Genomic DNA, 18,676 nt, shown 5'->3' with positions numbered 1-18,676 from the left:
TTCACGTTCCGGCCAAGCTCTTTAACGCAAACCATGTCTTAATACAACCCGCCCGCCGACGGCGCGGAAGGCCCGCCCTGGGGAGTCACGCCATTGTCGTCTTGCATGCCGCCAAAGCCTTCAAGCACGCCGCCGTCGCCCGGCATTTGATCGGGCTTGTAGGCTTCAAGGATGGCGTTCTTGTCGTTGGGTCCGGCCGGGCGGCCCATCTGCTGATCGACCCGCACTAGGCGAATGCCCGGCGGAATGCGAAAGGGCGTTGCGGGCTTGTCGGCCAGCGCTTCCTTCATGAAATCGCGAAAGATGGGGGCCGCCACCGCCGAACCGGTTTCCTTCTTGCCCAGCGTCAGGGGATCGTCGAAGCCGGTGAAGACGCCGACCACGAAATCGGGCGAGAAGCCCACGAACCAGGCGTCGCGAAAGTCGTTGGAGGTGCCGGTCTTGCCCGCCAGCGGCTTGCCGACGCTGGCGATGATGGCGCCGGTGCCGCGCTCGACCACGCCTTGCAGCATCGAGGTCATCTGATAGGCGCTTAAGGGATCGGTGACGTATTCGCGCGTATCCGGCACCACCGGGGGCGACTGGTTGGTCCAGAAGGCGGCCGTGCAGGTCGGGCAAGGGCGCATGTCGTGACGGTACACGGTCTTGCCGTTGCGGTCCTGCACGCGGTCGATCAGCGAAGGCGTTACCTTGCGCCCGCCATTGACGATCATCGAATAGGCGCTGGTCAGGTTGAGAACCGTCGTCTCGCCCGCCCCCAGCGCCATCGACAGCACCGGCTGCAGATTCGGCGTAATGTTGAATCGCTGAGCGTAATCGGCCACCTTGTCCATGCCGATGGCCTGGGCCAGGCGCACGGTCATCAGATTGCGCGATTTCTCGATGCCAAGGCGCATGGTCGATGGGCCGTAGAATTCGCCGCTGTAATTCTGCGGCTTCCATTTCGGCAGGCCCGGTCCCTGTTCCATCACGAAAGGCGCGTCCAAGATCAGCGACGAGGGCGTGTAGCCCGCATCGAGGGCGGCAAGATAGATGAAGGGCTTGAAGGCCGAGCCGGGCTGACGCATGGCCTGGGTCGCCCGGTTGAACTGGCTGCGCGCATAGGAGAATCCGCCGGACAGGGCCAATACGCGTCCCGTATGCGGATCCATCGCCACCAAAGCGCCTTCGATCTTGGGCGGCTGGCGAAGCGCGTAGCTGTGGGCGGGATAGGCCACGCCCTCGGAATTCGCCTTCACCGGCTGAACCGCCACCACATCGCCGGGCTTTACGACATCAGAAGCCCGCTTGGGCGAAGGCCCCACTTCTTGTTCTTCCAGCGTGGGGCGCGCCCAGGACAGTTCAGTCCAGGGAATGCGGCCCCGGCTGCCGTCGATCAGACCGATATCGGCGAAATTCTCACCCACCGCCAGGACCAGCGCCGTTTCCCAAGGATCGATGCCGCCCGGCGGCTGAACCTGCGCCAGTTGGGTCGTCCAATCCGCGCTCAGTTCGACCCGGCCGATGGGGCCGCGCCATCCATGGCGGCGATCATAGGCCAGCAATCCCTGGCGCAGCACGCGGTCGGCAAGTTCCTGCAAGCGCGGGTCCAGGCTGGTGCGCACCGAAAGGCCGCCCTTGTAAAGCGTTTCCTCGCCGTAACTTTTGGCCAGACGACGGCGCACCTCTTCGGCGAACCAATCGGCACCGCGCACATAGATGCTGTCAGGCCTGGGGCGCATGAACAAAGGCTCGGCCTTGGCGGCGTCGGCTTCCGCCTGGCTGATCACCCCATCCTCGGCCATGCGTTCCAGAACCCAATCGCGCCGCGACTTGGCCGCTTCGGGAAAACGCTGCGGATGATAGTTGTTGGGGGCCTTGGGCAGGGCGGCCAGGAAAGCCGCTTCGGCAATCGACAATTCATCGAGCGACTTGTCAAAATAGTGCGTCGTAGCCGCAGCGACGCCGTAAGCGCCAATGCCCAGATAGATTTCGTTCAGGTAAAGCTCGAGGATATGGTCCTTCGTAAAGGCCCGCTCGAGACGGAAGGCCAGGATCATCTCCTTGACCTTGCGCTCGATGGACACTTCGTTGGTCAGAAGAAAATTCTTGGCCACCTGCTGGGTGATGGTGGACGCGCCCACGGGCCTGCGCGAGCCGCCCATATTTTTCAGATTCGTCACCACGGCGCGCAGGATGCCCAAGGGATCGACGCCCGTGTGGGTGTAAAAGGATTTATCCTCGGCGGACAGAAAAGCGTCGATCACCCGCTTGGGAATGGCGTTGATGGGCACGAAGGCCCGCTTCTCGATGGCGAATTCGGTCAGCAGCCGCCCATCACCCGCATGGATGCGCGTCGAGATCGGAGGTTGGTAATTGGCCAACTGCGAGAAGTCGGGCAGTCCCCGGCCATAATGGTAGAACAGGGCCAAGCCGCCCGCCGCCGCCGCCAGTCCGCCCAGCAGCGCCAACAAAAGAAGAATGCCGAAAAAGCGCAACAATCTGGTCACGGGCTGGCCGCCTTGCGCAGATTGTCAAAATATTCCGTGGCGGCATGCGCCAAGGCCTTGGCCAGCTTGCCGCGATAGGCTTCGGTCTTCAAAAGCTGTTCTTCCTTCGGATTGGACAGATAGCCAAGTTCGACCAGCACCGAAGGCACGTCGGGCGCCTTCAAGACCGCGAAACCCGCGAAGCGATGCGTGTTCGACAGCAGCTTGACCTCGCGCCCCAGCCCGCCCACCGCCTTGCCCGCGAAATTGGCCGACAGGTTCATGGTTTCGCGCTGGGCCAGATCGATCAGGATGTTGGCGACTTCCGGCGCTTCGTTCGACAGATCGATGCCAGCGATCAAGTCGGCCTTGTTTTCGCTTTCGGCCAATTGCTCGGCCTCGGCGTCAGACGCCTTTTCGGAAAGCGTGTAGACCGACAGGCCAGACAGTTGAAGATTGGGATGCGAGTCGGCATGCAGCGAAAGAAACAGGTCCCCACCCGCCGCCCTGGCCTTGGCCACGCGGTCGCGCAGCTTCAAGAAAACGTCGCGGTCGCGGGTCAGCACCACCTTGAAGCGGCCCGTGGCGTCAAGCTGCTCTTTCAATTCGCGCGCCATCGCCAGCACGATGTTCTTTTCATAGACGCCGGATGCGCCGACCGCGCCGGGATCGACGCCGCCATGACCGGGATCGATCACGATCACCGGCTTGGGCTTGACCGGAGCGGGCGCAGGCTCGGCCGCCGGAGGGGGCGCTTTGGCGGTGGCGGGTTGCTTGCCCGGACGCGCAGGCGCAGGCGGCTTGGCGGCGGCGGGCGGCTGGGCCGCCGGCTTGGCCAGGGCGGTTTTCTCGCGCTCGCCCGGCTTGGCGGGGACCAAGTCCATCACGAAACGCCAGGAATTGCCGCCCCCGGGGGCCAGATAGAATACTTTTGCAGGCTTGGCAGGGCGCGCCAGCTCGATGACCAAGGTGCTCACGCCCTCGGCTCGCACCATCTTGGCCAATCCAACGCCCCTGCTGGGCAGGGCCGACTTCATCCGCCATTCCAGTCCAGGGAAGTCGATGGCGATGCGGTCGGGACCCGTCAGTTGGCGGACCTGATAGGGCGCCTCCTCGCTCAGATCGAGAACGATCCTGGTCGTATCCCCATGTTCGCCCGCCCGGAATCCCAAGGCCGCCGGACCCGCCAGGGCGGCGCCGACCTTTAGCGTCAGAACCAACCCGGCCAGAAAGCCCGTCAGAAAGGACTGAAAACGGAAACGCTTACGACTCATGCCTGCCAAACCTACCTTGGGCGCAGATATACCCCCGCCCAACCCCTTCCCACAACCCCGATCCCCGCTCAAATAAAAGAAAGTTGCCGTTTGCGGGCAAGAACGATATGTTACCTCCCGTTACTGCCCGAAAGTGGGGCTGCCCCCGCTTTGGATACGTCCAAAGCCGCAGGCGTGCCGCCCCGGCCCAGGCCCGGATCTGCAACGTGAATTCCGGTCTTGCGCAAAACTTAAGGGTAGAGCGTGTGACATCATTGATTTTTCGAGGCCTCAATTGCCGCCCTTCCCAACAAACTTGCCATCCAGCGACATGACGCGGATCGGCGGAGCTTTGGGCGCGCGCCGGGGCCAAACCAGAACAACCGCCGTGCGCGCGGGCGTCAACGCCTGCCTGCCGGACTATTGGAGATTCCCTTTTAATGGCAAAACGCATGCTGATCGATGCCACGCATCCCGAGGAGACCCGGGTGGTGGTGGTGAATGGAACCAGACTTGAAGAGTTCGACGTCGAGACGTCAACCAAGAAGCAGATCAAGGGCAATATCTATCTCGCCAAGGTGGTTCGCGTAGAGCCGTCGCTGCAGGCGGCCTTTGTCGAATATGGCGGCAACCGCCATGGCTTCCTGGCCTTCGGGGAAATCCATCCCGACTATTACCAAATCCCGGTCGCCGACCGCGAGAAGCTGATAGCGCTTCAGCAGGCCGAGGCGCACGAGTCCAACCATGACGGCGAGAGCGAGGAATCGCTCGATACCTTGAGCGGCGAGGACGGCGTGGAAGAGGCCGAGCGCCGACGCCGCCAGCGCCTGACCCGCCAATACAAGATTCAAGAAGTGATCAAGCGCCGCCAGATCATGCTGATCCAGGTGGTCAAGGAAGAGCGCGGCGGCAAGGGTGCGGCGCTGACCACCTATCTGTCGCTGGCGGGCCGCTATTGCGTGCTGATGCCCAACTCGCCTAGGGGCGGCGGCGTTTCGCGCAAGATCACCAACATGGCCGACAGGAAGCGATTGAAGAAGATCGTGACCGACATGGAAATCCCGGAAGGCATGGCGGTCATCGTGCGCACGGCTGGGTCCGAGCGTTCGAAGGCCGAGCTGAAGCGCGATTACGAGTATTTGTTGCGCACCTGGGATTCGATCCGGGAGCTGACCCTGAAATCGACGGCGCCCGCGCTGATCTATGAAGAAGCCAACCTGATCAAGCGCTCGATCCGCGACTTGTACGCCAGGGACATCGACGAAGTTCTGGTCGATGGCGACGAAGGCTACCGCATGGCCAAGGATTTCATGCGCATGCTGACGCCCAGCCATGCCAAGAAGGTCCAGCCCTACAAAGACCCGGCGATGCCCTTGTTCCAGCGTTTCCAGGTGGAAAACCAGTTGGACGCCATGCACAGCGCCACCGCGCAGCTGCGCAGCGGCGGCTATATCGTCATCAATCCCACCGAAGCCCTGGTCTCGATCGACGTCAATTCTGGCCGCGCCACCCGCGAACGCCATATCGAAGAGACCGCCTACAAGACCAATCTGGAAGCCGCCGACGAGATCGCCCGCCAATTGCGCCTGCGCGATCTGGCCGGCCTGATCGTCATCGACTTCATCGACATGGAAGAGCGGCGCAACAACCAGAATGTCGAACGGCGTTTGAAAGATGCGCTGCGCGGCGATCGGGCGCGCATTCAGATCGGGCGCATCAGCCCCTTCGGTCTGCTGGAAATGTCGCGCCAGCGCCTGCGTCCCAGCCTGATGGAGACCAGCTTCCTGCCCTGTCCGCAATGTGGAGGCGCCGGTCATGTGCGTTCGACGGAATCGACCGCCGTGCATGTGCTGCGCGCCATCGAGGAGGAGGGCGCCAAGCGCCGTTCGGCCGAGATCACGGTATTTGTGCCGGTCTTGGTGGCGCTGTACATCCTGAACCAGAAGCGCCAGGCGCTGACAGATATCGAGGCCAGACACGGTTTTAGGGTGATGGTAACGGGCGATGAAAGCCTGATCTCGCCGCAATACCGCATCGAGCGCACCAAGGAAAAGCCCAAGGAAGAAGAGGGCGTCGCCCGTCCCGTTTCCTCGGAAACCCATGCTCCCATCGTGATCGAGGACGATCCCGAGATCGAGGAAGAGGACGAGCCCGACGTCGAAGAGGAAGCCGAAGAGACGCCCGAGCGTCAGGCTTCTGAGGGCGAGGGATCGGACAAGCGGGGACGCAAGCGGCGCAGGCGCAAGCCGCGCCATGGCGAGCGCACCGGCGAAAATCGCCCGGCTGCCGACGCCCAGGCCCAGGAAGGGGCCGACGGCGAGGAAGAGGGCGGCGAGGGCGAAGAGACCGAAGCCTCGTCTGACCCGGCAGGCGACGACGATGGCGCCCGCAAGAAGCGCAGGCGCGGCCGCAGAGGCGGTCGACGCAGGCGCGGCCGTGAAGGCGGCGAGAATGGCGAAGCGATGGCCGCCGAGCCGAATGCTCAGCCAACCGAAGGCGCTGCGTTCGAACCAGCCGCCCTGCCGGTTGTGCGCGACGAGCCGATCATGCCGGTGGTTCGCCAGACCCCGCCGCCGCCAGCGGTGATCGAGGAGGCTCTGCCGCCCGTGACGATCGAGCCTGAAGGCGACGCCAAACCCAAGCGCAAGGGTTGGTGGAACCAACTTTTGGGCTGATTGAAGGCTTCAAGAATTGAGGAAGGGCCGGGTTTTCCCGGCCCTTTTTCATTCAAGATCGCCCGCCAGCGCCGCCCGCACATGTTCGGGAATCACCGCCATATGGGCGTAGTTCGGGTGCTCGACCGCCAGAACCGCCTTGGCGCCCGGCGTCTTGAACAGGCGACGGGCTTCCGGCGACATGGAAAAATGCAGAAAATGGATGGACGACGTTTTGCCATCCGGCGTCGTGCGCTCCACCTCTTGTTCCCAACTGGCCGCGATGCGCTGCTCGGCGATTTGCAGCGAGATCGTCTCTTCGATGCCGCCCAGCCCCAACAGGGCCTGCGCCCGCCTGTCCGGATCCTCGTATTCCAGCATGAAGGTCGCCACCAGTTCGGCGCCATTGGGCACCAGAGGATTATAGGCTGCAAGCTCGTCCTTCAACTGTTCCGCCCCGCCCTTCTCGGTCCACAGCATTTCATGGACCTGATAGAGCATGGTGTCGAAATTCTCGAAATGGAAGGTAGCGTGCGGACCTACGGCTAGGCGGCGGCTCTTCTTCATGTCGACCATGCTCGCTCTGTGCTGCTTGCGCTGGCTTCCATAGGCCTCGAGCGGCAAGATGTCGGCGGCTGTGATCTGCTTTTTCGCCATCTTACTTTCCTCCCTGCATTCCATAAGCATGCGCCAGAATTTGAATCGGATGCGTGAAGTTCAAGATCGCCCCCGTTTCGCCGCCTTCTTGCTCGATCCCCTGAAGAATGTGCGATCTGGCCAGGGGACATTCCGAAACGACGATGCCGTTGCCCTTTTCCTTGGCCTGCTTGGCCACCGGCTTGCCGACCTTGAGCGCCACGTCGAAATTGCCTTTCATGATGCCCCAGGCACCGCCATGGCCCGAGCAACGCTCGATGACCGACACGTCGGTTTCGGGGATCAGCTTCAACATCTCTTCGGCCTTGCGGCCCATATTCTGCGCCCTGGCGTGACAGGCGATATGCACCGTAACGCCGCCAACAACCGGCTTCAGCCCGGGCGCCATGCCTTCCTTGCGGGCAATCGCCATCACATATTGCGGAATGTCGAAGGTGGAGGCCGCCAGTTTCTCGACCGCAGGGTCGCCAGGCACGATGAGGGGCCATTCGAATTTCAGCATCAGCGCGCATGACGGCACCAACGCCACGATATCCCAGCCCTGGTCGATATATTGGCCCATCTCTGCGGCGACGCGCTTGGCCTTTTCAGCCACGCGCTCGATCTGTCCGGTTTCCAGTTGCGGCATGCCGCAGCATTCAGGGTAGACGACCTTGGTCTCGACGCCGTTGACGGCCAGCACCTGCCTGGCCGCCAGACCGATCTCGGGCTGATTGTAATTGGCGAAACAGGTGGCGTAGATCACCGCCTTGCGGCCAAAGGCCGGGGCGTCGCGATTGACCTGAAGCGGCTCCTCGGCGGCTTGCCTGACCAGCGTTCTGTTGGTGAATTTCGGCAGATCCGCCTTTTTGTCGACGCCAAGCGCTGCTTGCATCGCAGGACGCGTCACATGGTTCTTGCATGACGAGGCCCAGTTCACCACGCCCGACAAGGCGCCGCTGTTCAGCTTGCCGTTGCGGTCGGTCTCGGTCAGCTGGCGATGCGCAAATCCGATCTCGCCCGCCTTGGCCTGAGCCACCCGATAGCGCAACATCAAATGCGGTATGTCGATGTCGAATTCGTGCGGCGGCACATAGGGGCATTTGGTCATGAAGCACATGTCGCACAGGGTGCAGGCATCGACGACTGGCTTGAAATCTTGGCTGTCCACACTGTCCAGCTCGCCGGTTTTCGCGGCATCTATCAGGTCGAACAGCTTGGGGAAGCTCTCGCACAGATTGAAGCAACGCCTGCAACCGTGGCAGATGTCGAACTGGCGGCGCAATTCAAGGTCCAGTTTCACGGGATCGGTGAAATCGGCGTCCCGCCAGGGAATCGGCTTTCGAAACGGCCGTTGCAAGCTGCCTTCGGACATGTGGCTTCCTCTTTCCGTATGCGTTGAAGGAGAGGCCGGGAAGACTTGCTTCCCGGCCTTTCAAGGTCCTCTCAGCCCAGTTCGGTCAGCGAACGCTGGAAACGTCCGGCATGCGATTTTTCCGCCTTGGCCAGCGTTTCGAACCAGTCGGCGATTTCGTCGAACCCTTCCTCGCGGGCCTGTTTGGCCATGCCCGGATACATGTCGGTATATTCGTGGGTTTCACCGGCAATCGCCGCCTTCAGATTGTCCGACGTCGGCCCGATGGGCAGGCCGGTGGCCGGATCGCCCACCGCTTCCATGAATTCGAGATGGCCGTGCGCATGCCCGGTCTCGCCCTCCGCCGTCGAACGGAACACCGCCGCCGCATCATTGTAGCCTTCGATGTCGGCTTTCTGCGCGAAATAGAGATATCGACGATTGGCCTGCGATTCGCCCGCAAAGGCCGCCTTGAGATTGGCTTCCGTCTTTGAGCCTTTGAGCTGTGCCATGGTTCTCTCCTCGATTTAAGGACGTTGCTTAGGCCATGCCGGTTGCGGCTGGTCTGACAGCATCAAGATACGCCCTTGACTAAAATCGTTCCAATTGGTTTATATGAATTTATTAATCGAGGTGTTCGATGATAAACCTGCCTACCCTGCGCCAATTGCGTTATCTGGTCGAACTGGTGGAATGTCGCCATTTCGGTCGCGCCGCCCAGGCCTGCAACGTCACGCAATCAACCCTGTCTTCGGGCATCCAGGAACTTGAAGAGGGACTGGGCGTGCGCCTGCTGGAACGAACCAAGCGGCGCGTGGTCACAACGCCGGTCGGACTCGAGATCGCCAAACGGGCCAGGCGCACCCTGGAAGAGGCCGAGGGGCTGGTCGAGGCGGCCAAGGCCGGAGCCAAACCGCTGTGCAGCGATCTGCGCTTGGGGATCATTCCCACCATCGGCCCCTATTTGTTGCCCCGCGTTCTTCCCCAAATTCGCGACCGCTTTCCCGATTTGAAGCTGTTCTTGCGCGAAGACCAGACGGCGCATCTGCTGGATCAACTGGCGTCCGGCGAGTTGGACGTGCTGATTTTGGCCTTTCCCATGGACACGCCGGGGGCTGAAACCATGATGATCGGGCGTGATCCCTTCTGGCTGGTCTGCCCAGCCAGCCACCCGCTGGCGGCCAAGAAATCCGTGTCGCCTGAAGACATCCCCGCCGACGAGCTGCTGCTGCTGGAAGACGGCCATTGCCTGCGCGAGCACGCCCTGGCCGCCTGCAAATTGCCGGGACGCATGCGCGCCAACCGCTTTCAGGGAACCAGCCTGCACACGCTGGTCGAGATGACCGCCAGCGGTTTGGGCCTGACCTTGGTTCCCGACATGGCCAAGGAATCGCACCTGATCGGATCGTCGCAATTGGCCATCCGCCCCTTAAGCGGCAAGGAGACGGCCAGGGAGATCGGTCTGGCTTGGCGGCGCACCTCGGGCAGACGCGCCGAATTCAAGCTGTTGGGAAAAACCCTGACCGATATTCTGGCGGGCAAGAGCTAGTAAATGCCCTTGGAATTCAGGAAGGCGCCATAGGCTTTGTCCTCGCCCAGGACATGATGGATGATCCAAGATTCAAACAGGTGTTTGAAATCCTTTTCGCTGGGCCGCGCGCCTGACTGAATTTCCTTGGTCAGGCGCGACACTTGCTGGCGTAGATCTTGATGGCGGATCTTGTGCTCGGCAATGCCCGGATAATCATACAGCGCCATCAGATCTTCTTCTGCCTGAAAGTGGTAATCGACGTAATCGGCCAGCGCCTCGGCGGCTTTGATGAGGGCGGCGCCCCGCCCGTCGGTGCGCAGATTCTCAAGCACTGCGTTGCCAATCGAGATCAGGCGTTTGTGATGCATGTCCATGTGGGCGATGCGCACCGAGAAAGTGTCGCGCCAATTGATGAAGCTGCCCTTGTGGCTTAACTGGTGCGCCGCCTGCTTGGCCCGCCTTTGCCAACCCTCGAACAGTTTCCAGCGCACGATCGGCACATCGGCCAGCAAATCGCCGGGGAACTGCACGACTTGCGTTTCCTCGACCGCCTTCAAGCGGAATTGCCCTGGGGCCTTGAAGATGGCCTCTTCCTCGCCAAAGTGCGAGCGCCGCTCCAGCATCTCGATGACCTCGCCGCCCGCCGAACGTTCGACGCGTCCCTTGCGGATCAGGTTCAAGACATCCATGTCCTCGCTGGGAATGATCTCGCCAGACTTGAAATGGTGGATCTTCGACTCTTCGATCATGCGGTTCATGACGACGGCGGGAATGCCCTCGCCGAACAGGCTTGTCGATTCCAGAAAGCTGCGCAGGTCGAACGTGCCCTGCATCTTGTCCAGCAGCTTGTTGTGGCGCACCACGCTGACGTAAAGACCCAAGGGAAAGCGCAGCGCCTGCACGAAGGAAACCGCGCGGTAAGTGTGCTGCGACGGCCGCTTGGTCAGGGCCGCCATGCCGCCGATCAGCGCACCCGCCGATAGCAAGGCGTACACATCGTCCTTGGTGCGGATTTTTTCGACCGTTCCAGAAAGCACCAGGATGATGTCGTCGGGCATGTCACCTTCCTTGAGGAAGATGGCGCCGGGATTGAAATCGGTTACAGGGTGGTTCAGCAGCGTTCTCAGATGATGGACGGGAACGCCTTCCAAATGCTTTTCCATCAGCGAATAGGCGAAGCGGCGCAACCCTTCCGACTGACCTTCGATCAGCACGTCCGACGTGCCGAAAGCGGCGCTGGAGCCGATCTCCTTTTCTTCGGGCGTCAGATCGCCCGAGCGGTGCGCCAGCAGAATGCGCCCCGACCGGTCGGCCTTGAAATCCTTGGCGGCGCCATGGATAAGACCGCCGCCGATGTCGATTTTCTTGACGTCTGCGGGCGTCAGATAGGCCTGCTTGACGGCTTCGAAATCCGCGGGACTTAGGCCGGGCGCCGTCTCGTCGTCGGCAACCATTCCCGCAAGCACGTCGAAGGAGACGATGTCGGCGAAATGCGCGTAGCTGCGATAGCTATCGCCCCACAGGGAGCGGAAAATGAAGATGTTGGTTTCCACCGGATGCGGCGAGAAGATCGGCTTGACCTCAAGCCCATCGATGTCGTTCCACTGGTCGAAGACCAGATCATGCACCTTGAAATAATCGTGCAGGATGCGGTCTTCTTCCGTGTCCAGCAGGGCGGCCAGTTTCTTGGCCACCGTGCTGCGCACCAGGGGCGTCGAGAAATAGCGGATGCGGTGCCCCGAGCGCATCAAGGTGGTCAGGCCCGCGAAGTGGTCGTCATGGGCGTGCGTGTGGAAGATGCCGTCAATCTGATCGATGCCGATGCCCAGGGCGGCCAGAATGTGCGACAGGTTGGGACCGGCATCGATCAAGTACAGCCGCCCTTGATAGGTGATGATGCTCGACATGCTGGGGCGGCTGACGTCCCAGCCGTCGCCTTCGCCGGAATGGATGACGGCGAAATATTCCGGCGAGTAGCGTCTAAACCCCAATGGATACGCCGACTCGTAGCTTTCCTCGGGCGAGAGATTCAAGTCGATGACGACCTTCTCGTCTGCGAAGGAAAATTCGAACAGGTTGGAACGCAGGCGCTTTAAGACAACGCCTTCGGCCAATTCGACCGGGTCGTCGTCCAGCATGCGCCATTCCAGGAATTCCTCGGTCGGGCGGATGCGCCCGAAGGCGAATTTCAGCTTAAGGCGCATCATCGCTTCGGCTTGCTGGGCGCCGAAGCCGGCCTGCATGATCTCTTCCTTCGAGATCAGACCGTAATTGCCGCGGTAAATGTAGCGCATCTGCGCCGACACCTGCTCGGGCAGACCGATCAGCATCGGGCGTTTGCCGGTATTGTTGGGATGATTGGGCAAAATCATGCCCTGCTTGTAAAGCATCTGCAGAACGGGAAACTCGGCCAAATTGGCGAATTCGCCATTCTGCAAGGGCAGGTCGGACAATAGGATCGTATTGGGGCCGGTCTCGCAATCGACGCCCTTGACCGCCTGGGGAACGATCAGGCCCCGCTTGATCAGATGTTTGACCGAATCTGCAGGACAGCCGCATAGAATCCTGAGATCGCGGTCTTGAACCTCGACCCAGTGAACGCCCTTGGAAACCTGAATATGCCGAATTTTCATGCCTAATGTCCTGATCCTGCCAGGGCCGCAAAGCCTCAGCGGAGATAAGGTTATTACCTTTTAATTAGCGGCACGTCATCCCAAATCCCACCATGACGCATGTCGATTTTGATCACATTTGTCAGTCTTGGCAGGGCGGAATCAGACCCCTTAGGGCACCACCCTATTCACTCGCCAGTGCGGCTAAACAATGCGCCGGTGGAAGACAGGAAGGGCGAGGCCGCCTGCTTGGTGACCAGTGTATTGACAATGTCGTTACATTTGCTAGGCTTGGCTCGATAAAGTTCAGGAGACTTTCATGTCAGCAACCGCCCGCGCCAAGGACGATGTCATTCAAATTCGCGCTTCGGCTGACGCCAAGGCGCTGTTCGTTCGCGCAGCCGCCATGCGGGGACAAAAGCTGTCCGAGTTCATGTTGGAAAGCGCTCGCCAACAGGCCGAAGAGACCCTTCTCGACCAGCGCACCTTCTTCCAGGATGCCGAGTCGCATGCGCGCTTTCTTAAACTGCTTGATGCACCGCCGCCACCTTCTGCCAAGGCCAAAGCACTCTTGAGCCGGAAGGCCCCTTGGGAAAAGTAGGCGCCGCAGCGCCTTTGTTGCTGGCGCCCGAACCCCTGGGGCCAAGGCATGACGTTGAGCACTTCTCGAATGGCGCACACCCTTCCCTAGATAACTGGCTGCGCGAACGCGCACGGGCAAGCAAGGGATTGTCTGCTCGCACCTACGTTGTCTGTCCGATGAACAATCCTGCCCACGTTGTTGGATATTTCTCGATTTCCACGGCGCTTGAGCAGCGCCAGCTTCTTCCCTCAGCGAAATTGCGCAAAGGCGGCCCCGATCAGGTGCAGCTGCTGTTGATCGGCAGGCTTGCCGCGGATGAGGCATGGCGCGGCAAAGGCCTGGGCACGGCGTTGCTGGCGGACGCTCTCAAACGGTGCCTTGCCGCCTCCCAAATCGCGGGCGTGCGCGCCGTCGTCGCCCACGCCATCGACGATGCCGCCGTCACTTTCTACTTGGATCGCGGGTTCATTTTGTCGCCGCTCGGCGAGCGCGTCATGCTTATGCCGATTGAGACTGTGCGGGCGTTGGTGGGTGGGTGAGGGGATGGGTGAGAGCGAGAATTCTAAAAAGACACTGCCCCCAATTTTTACGCCTCGTCCTGAGACCGGATCTAGATATCCGGCTCAGTGCTCGCTGAAGCAAATCTCGGAGGGGGAACCTGCGCGGTTGCGGCTAGGCGAGAAATGAGGCTCTCGGCCGTGTCGGCAAGACGTGGAGCAACACTCACTATCTCGGTGTAGTCATCAGATGGTTTGATCTGATCCACCGCTCTCCGAAATAAGGCTACTCTTGAGAAAAACTCTGACAGATCAACGGCGAGTTGGCTGTCAAATAGCCCAACGCGATGGGCATTGGCCTCCCAAGTGACAGACCTATCAGGCGCTAGAGTTTGCATTATGACAGCATTCGCCAACGGATCTCGGCGACCAGGACCAAAATGATTCTGCAAGCTATCGGTTTGCTTCCAGATGGTCGCTGTTTCAGCCAACAAGGCCCCTGCCAGTCCCTTGCGTTCTTCATCGCGCAGTCGGTCATCGCGGACTCGGTTGAGTTCTGCGTTGTAGAAGGCGCCCGCAAGTAGCGCCAATAAACCGAGGAACGAACCGAGCAAGCTGCCGAGATAACTCCAAACTCCGTCGTTCCATCCCCTGACGCCGATTATGACAAGAGGGAATCCGATAGCAAGCACCCCAATCAGGAGAGCTAAGACTCCCAAGAAGATAGGCGTCAATGTACGGTCAGTCATTAATTTGTGATGACTGAATTGCAAGCAACTGCCAAGGGAAAAATCACTGGTCACCATAGAAAACTTCGCCGGAATAGCCGTTTGGGCGCGCGATTCGTAGATTCTGGTGGCAGCGTATAAATTTTCCGCCTCACAATGCTTCTCTATGCCAAAACTCGTACCTTCATCTGGTTCAAGGTCAACAGCGTTCAGAGAATATCGCAAAGGAGAGAAAAGGGATTGGCGGCGAAATCGATCTCCGTCGGCCTACAAGGTCAACAGCTTTGACGCCATAACGGCCCGGAAAGCCTAAGTTTCAGGCGCTCATCCGAAGACAGAGAATTGATTTCGTGAAGAAATTGGCGCTGAGAGAGGGATTGGGTCGGGGCTTTGCCCCTCCCCGCCCCTCGCGCGAGTCAAGTCGCGCGCTCGGGGTCGAACAAGGGTCCGCTCACCGCTCCCTCAGGCCATTAAAAAAGCCCCCGAATGGGGGCTTTTTTAATGGCGGAGAGAGAGGGAATCTCCAATCCGCTCCAAATAACTCTTGAATCACAGTACGTTACGGCACATATCGAACGGCCTCTCTCCGACACTTTGTCCCAGTTTGGTGGCCTCGGCAAGGGTCTTGAATTAGAGGGTCACGCCATGCTGTCAAAGCAGCTTCTTATCGGCCAGACCGGTGTAGCTGACCGATAGCCTGCGAAGGGGGGCTTAGATGACGTTCGGCGCGCAAGTTCCACAAATTCGAGGCGATTGGCTGCCGCTCGATTTCAAGAATCTGCCACAGCAAAGTTTCACTATGGTCCCCCAACAACGGCTGGGTGCAGGATTTGAATTTGGCCACGAGCTTGTCTTGCGACATGGGCCTTGTCGGCATTCCGGTCGCGGCGCCCAGGAATTTCTTGAGCAGCGACCCGTTTGCAAAGGTCAAGGCAACTTCGGCCGCCTCCGGATAGTTTGAATTACCCCCCGAAAGAGACACATCTGCTGTCATCGTGACCTTCTGCATCGCAGCTTGCAGCCCGGTATCCATAAGCCAATGCTCGTTCAAGCACGAGACGTCGAACTGACCCTTGGCCAGCGCCGTGCCGACGGCGAAAGGTAGGCTGAACTGGGCTTCCTCAATGCAAGATGGACGGTTGTAGGTCAGGCAGGCGGCGACTAACGGCGTTACGGTGCAGGCCGCTGCAACGACACTGGCGCCGTCACAGGCGGCCTCGTTCAGCAATAACAGGGTTGCCTCGACGGCGGCCTGGTTTGCCGAGCAGGCCGGATAGGATTTGAAGGCGATTCCCGGACTGACTAGCGAGAAGTGTCTTCCAATCTTCAAAATCTCTTCCTGTTTCCAGTTCCCGCCATTCAGGGTGGCGGCAAACCCGCCATTGGGTGACTCGAACAAGCCGTACGAACTGACAAAGCCACCCTGAGCAAGAAGCGCCGCCTCGACCCCGGCCCTTGAAGCTCGGCCCAAGCCAACGGGTTTGGATGACGCACCGAAGACGGACCTGATGCCGCCCGACATGCCGGCTGCTAGGCGTAGCGCATGGGCAGATGTTGGCGCATCCAACCCAAGGACGCGGGCGACACCAGCCGCCGCGCCGATCGTGCCCAGCAATCCCGAATTCCACCAGCCGCGATAATATAGGTCCTCGGTCAGGGCCCTACCGATGGCATATTCCACTTCGACGCCCGCTATGAAAGCCGCCAGCAATTCAGCACCCGAGCTGTTCGTCATGTCCGCCACCGCCTGAACGGCGGGCCAGACCGCCGCCGAGGCATGGACGATGCCGTCAAAGCAGGTATCGTCGAAATCCAGCACATGAGCCGCCGTGGCATTGACCAGGGCTGCTCCAGGTGCTGACAACGGCAAGCCTCCCAGCACGGTTTGCGCCTTGCCTGAGGCAAAGACATTCCCGGCATGGCGGCCTGCCATGGACACGGTGGGATGGTTGCTGGCCGCCAGGGCGACGCCGATCACATCCATCAGACAGTGCCTGGCAGCCAGCCGAACCTCGCCCGGCAGATCGTCCAGCCTTAGGCTGGACGCCCAAGAACCCAAATGGTAGGCGGCATCACTCTTAAAGGACATGGCTTAGAAACTCGCGCGTTCTGGGGTCTCTCGCTTCTGAAAAGAAAGTCTCCGGCGGCCCATGCTCGACGATCACGCCATGATCGGTGAAATAGACATGGTCGGCAACCTCGCGGGCAAAGCCCATCTCGTGTGTTACCAGAAGGCAGGTCATGCCCTCCAGGGCCAGGTCGCGGATTGTGACCAGCACTTCCTTGACCGTCTCGGGATCCAAGGCCGCCGTCACCTCGTCGAACAGCATGATATCGGGTCGCATGGCCAGCGAGCGGGCAATGGCGACGCGTTGCTGCTGGCCGCCCGACAACTCGCCCGGATAATGGTTTTCCTTGCCCGCCAGGCGAACCTTGCGCATCAGCTCGCGCGCCAGCGCTTCAACGTCATCGCGTTTCTCGCCCAGCACATGAATGGGCGCCATCATCACATTTTGCAAAGCAGTCTTGTGCGGGAACAGATTATATTGCTGAAACACCATTCCGACCTTTCGGCGCAGGGCCAGTTGGTCGAGGTCAGGGTCGTGAACCTCTTGTCCTTCAACCTGCACCGACCCCTGGTCGATGACCGCAAGGGCGTTGATGCAACGAAGCAGCGTCGACTTGCCGGAACCGGACGGGCCGATGATGCACACCACCTCACCCGCGGCGACATTCATCGATACCCCTTTCAATACTTCCGTCTTGCCGAACGACTTATGAACGTCGGTGATTTTCACAATCGGTTGCTCGGGCGTCCAGGTCATGCGCAATCTCCTAGGCTTTGACGCCAAAACGCTTTTCCAGACGCTTGGTCCAGGCGGCGATGGGGGCGCAATACAGATAAAACCAAACCAGCAACATGCCGTACATTGGCACCAGAAGCTCGCTGCGGTTCTCGGCGGCCAGGGCGGCGCGGGTCATGGTCATGGCCTCCTCGACGCCGACAATGGAAATCAAGGGTGTTGCCATGGTCAGAACGGCATAGAGATTCATCCAAGGCGGCAGCATGCGTTTCAAACATTGCGGCAGGATAATCATCCATAGCGTTTGGCGGCGCGTGAAGGCCAGCGCCTGCGCCGACTCCCACTGGCCCGATGGAACCGACTGCACGGCGCCGCGCACGATTTCCGACACATTTCCCATGACCGGAAGGGCCAAACCCAAAATGGCCTTTGCCGTATCGGGCAAGGGAATCGAGCCGCCACTTATTCTGATCTCGAAGGGAATCAGCAGAACGGTGTAGAACAGCAGAACCAGCCAGGGCGCATTGCGAAAAAACTGCGTGACCGCCCAGGCCGACTTGGCGACGAAGCGATTCGGCGATATTTGGGCCAAGCCTAGGAAAGCGCCTAGCAAGGAGCCAAGTGCCATCGACAGCACACTGGCCAACAGGTTCAGCAAGAACCCTTTGAAAATCAGTGGTGTCCATTTGAGCAAGCTGGCAAGAATTCCCGGCTGGCCGGGTGCCGCCAGCGCCTCGTGTGGCAAGGACAAAGCAAACGATGCTAGCAGCAAGAATAGAAGCCAACGGCGGGAAGGTGACAGAATCATTGGCCGTATCCCGGCATGCGCAAGGCCCGTTCCAAACGATGCATGCCCCACACCATTGCTCCGACCAGTCCAACATAGCTGAACAACAGCAGGGTCATCATTTCGCGGGTATTCAACTGATCCGACCAGATTTGCGCTGAAACGTAAAGAAGCTCGGGCACACCTATGGCATAGGCCAGCGATGTGGTCTTGACCAGATTGACCATGTTGTTGTTCAGCGCCCGCAGGCTGAAGCGCAGAGCCAGGGGAAAGGCGACCAGCCGAAAGATCTGGCCCTTGCTGAAGCCCAGGGATTCGGCGGCCTCGATGGTGGCGCGGGGAACGGCCTCGATGCCCGCCCTGAAAATTTCGATGTTGAAGGCGCCCCCGAACAGCGATAGCGAAACCGCCGCCCAAAAGAAACTGCCAAACATTGGGCTGGCCATGCCGGAAGCATCGGCCAATTTCGGCAGCATTCCGCCAATGGCAAAATAGAAGAAATATAGCTGCACCAAAGGCGGCGTATTGCGGAAGAATTGAATGAAAGCGCCAACGGCAAGACGCGCCGGCCGGAAGCGCGACTGCTGCGCCCAGGCGCCGATAAAGCCGATGGCCAGGCTGGAAACCAGACAGGTCATGGAAAGCAGGATGGTCGTCAGAAAGCCCATCAGGAAACGGTGCCGGTCACCGGCGTCGTAAAACACCGACAGGTCGATTCCGTGCGCCTTGTCAAGCCAGCGGAACCATTCCCACACCGTTTCCATCGATC

At 60.3% G+C, this 18,676-nt stretch carries 15 protein-coding genes; 4 read left to right on the top strand and 11 right to left on the bottom strand.

Annotated elements, in window-relative coordinates; genetic code table 11:
• Positions 1 to 38: 38 nt before the first annotated feature.
• Together HQL44_15470 and HQL44_15465 are read right to left on the bottom strand one after the other, a co-directional pair.
• Complete coding sequence (locus HQL44_15470; protein ID MBF0269984.1) at positions 39 to 2,489, bottom strand: penicillin-binding protein 1A; 2,451 nt, start codon at positions 2,487 to 2,489, stop codon at positions 39 to 41.
• A complete protein-coding gene (locus HQL44_15465) occupies positions 2,486 to 3,742 on the bottom strand; it encodes an N-acetylmuramoyl-L-alanine amidase (GenBank protein MBF0269983.1) in 1,257 nt (418 codons plus the stop codon). The genes HQL44_15470 and HQL44_15465 overlap by 4 nt, the downstream gene beginning before the upstream one ends.
• Positions 3,743 to 4,161: 419 nt before the next feature.
• Between HQL44_15465 and HQL44_15460 the strand changes: the two genes are divergently transcribed.
• Complete coding sequence (locus HQL44_15460; protein ID MBF0269982.1) at positions 4,162 to 6,396, top strand: ribonuclease E/G; 2,235 nt, start codon at positions 4,162 to 4,164, stop codon at positions 6,394 to 6,396.
• A gap of 48 nt (positions 6,397 to 6,444) precedes the next feature.
• Here the strand turns inward: HQL44_15460 and HQL44_15455 are convergent, their stop codons facing one another.
• From HQL44_15455 to HQL44_15445, 3 genes are all read right to left on the bottom strand, one after another.
• A complete protein-coding gene (locus HQL44_15455; GenBank protein MBF0269981.1) occupies positions 6,445 to 7,032 on the bottom strand; it encodes a DUF3501 family protein in 588 nt (195 codons plus the stop codon).
• Between the two features lies 1 nt (position 7,033).
• Positions 7,034 to 8,386, bottom strand: a complete 1,353-nt coding sequence (locus HQL44_15450; GenBank protein MBF0269980.1) for a glycerol-3-phosphate dehydrogenase — start codon at positions 8,384 to 8,386, stop codon at positions 7,034 to 7,036.
• Positions 8,387 to 8,457: 71 nt separating this feature from the next.
• Positions 8,458 to 8,877 (bottom strand): rubrerythrin, encoded by a 420-nt coding sequence (locus HQL44_15445; protein ID MBF0269979.1) that lies wholly within the window; start codon positions 8,875 to 8,877, stop codon positions 8,458 to 8,460.
• 128 nt (positions 8,878 to 9,005) lie between these two features.
• On the opposite strand from HQL44_15445, the gene HQL44_15440 reads away from it, so the two are divergent.
• Positions 9,006 to 9,914: a hydrogen peroxide-inducible genes activator gene (locus tag HQL44_15440; GenBank protein MBF0269978.1), complete on the top strand. Its 909-nt coding sequence runs from the start codon at positions 9,006 to 9,008 to the stop codon at positions 9,912 to 9,914.
• Here the strand turns inward: HQL44_15440 and HQL44_15435 are convergent.
• A complete protein-coding gene (locus HQL44_15435; protein MBF0269977.1) occupies positions 9,911 to 12,529 on the bottom strand; it encodes a bacteriohemerythrin in 2,619 nt (872 codons plus the stop codon). The two genes, HQL44_15440 and HQL44_15435, sit on opposite strands and share 4 nt — an antisense overlap.
• A 298-nt stretch (positions 12,530 to 12,827) precedes the next feature.
• On the opposite strand from HQL44_15435, the gene HQL44_15430 reads away from it, so the two are divergent.
• Complete coding sequence (locus tag HQL44_15430) at positions 12,828 to 13,109, top strand: DUF1778 domain-containing protein (protein ID MBF0269976.1); 282 nt, start codon at positions 12,828 to 12,830, stop codon at positions 13,107 to 13,109.
• A 17-nt stretch (positions 13,110 to 13,126) separates the two neighbouring features.
• Complete coding sequence (locus tag HQL44_15425; GenBank protein ID MBF0269975.1) at positions 13,127 to 13,630, top strand: GNAT family N-acetyltransferase; 504 nt, start codon at positions 13,127 to 13,129, stop codon at positions 13,628 to 13,630.
• Positions 13,631 to 13,701: 71 nt separating this feature from the next.
• Here HQL44_15425 and HQL44_15420 read toward each other — a convergent pair whose 3' ends face one another.
• The 5 genes from HQL44_15420 to HQL44_15400 all read right to left on the bottom strand — a co-directional run bounded on the left by HQL44_15420 (position 13,702) and on the right by HQL44_15400 (position 18,671).
• On the bottom strand, positions 13,702 to 14,541 hold the full coding sequence (locus HQL44_15420) for a hypothetical protein (GenBank protein MBF0269974.1): 840 nt from the start codon (positions 14,539 to 14,541) through the stop codon (positions 13,702 to 13,704).
• Between the two features lie 439 nt (positions 14,542 to 14,980).
• Complete coding sequence (locus HQL44_15415) at positions 14,981 to 16,405, bottom strand: MmgE/PrpD family protein (protein ID MBF0269973.1); 1,425 nt, start codon at positions 16,403 to 16,405, stop codon at positions 14,981 to 14,983.
• On the bottom strand, positions 16,395 to 17,141 hold the full coding sequence (locus HQL44_15410; protein ID MBF0269972.1) for an amino acid ABC transporter ATP-binding protein: 747 nt from the start codon (positions 17,139 to 17,141) through the stop codon (positions 16,395 to 16,397). The genes HQL44_15415 and HQL44_15410 overlap by 11 nt, the downstream gene beginning before the upstream one ends.
• Positions 17,142 to 17,151: 10 nt before the next feature.
• Positions 17,152 to 17,928 (bottom strand): amino acid ABC transporter permease, encoded by a 777-nt coding sequence (locus HQL44_15405; GenBank protein ID MBF0269971.1) that lies wholly within the window; start codon positions 17,926 to 17,928, stop codon positions 17,152 to 17,154.
• Complete coding sequence (locus tag HQL44_15400) at positions 17,925 to 18,671, bottom strand: amino acid ABC transporter permease (protein ID MBF0269970.1); 747 nt, start codon at positions 18,669 to 18,671, stop codon at positions 17,925 to 17,927. The genes HQL44_15405 and HQL44_15400 overlap by 4 nt, the downstream gene beginning before the upstream one ends.
• Positions 18,672 to 18,676: the final 5 nt, after the last annotated feature.

Source organism: Alphaproteobacteria bacterium, from assembly GCA_015231795.1.
In the GTDB taxonomy this organism is placed as follows: domain Bacteria; phylum Pseudomonadota; class Alphaproteobacteria; order Rhodospirillales; family WMHbin7; genus WMHbin7.
The sequence above is the reverse complement of the archived record's forward strand: the minus strand, read 5'-3'. Positions and strand labels throughout refer to the sequence as shown.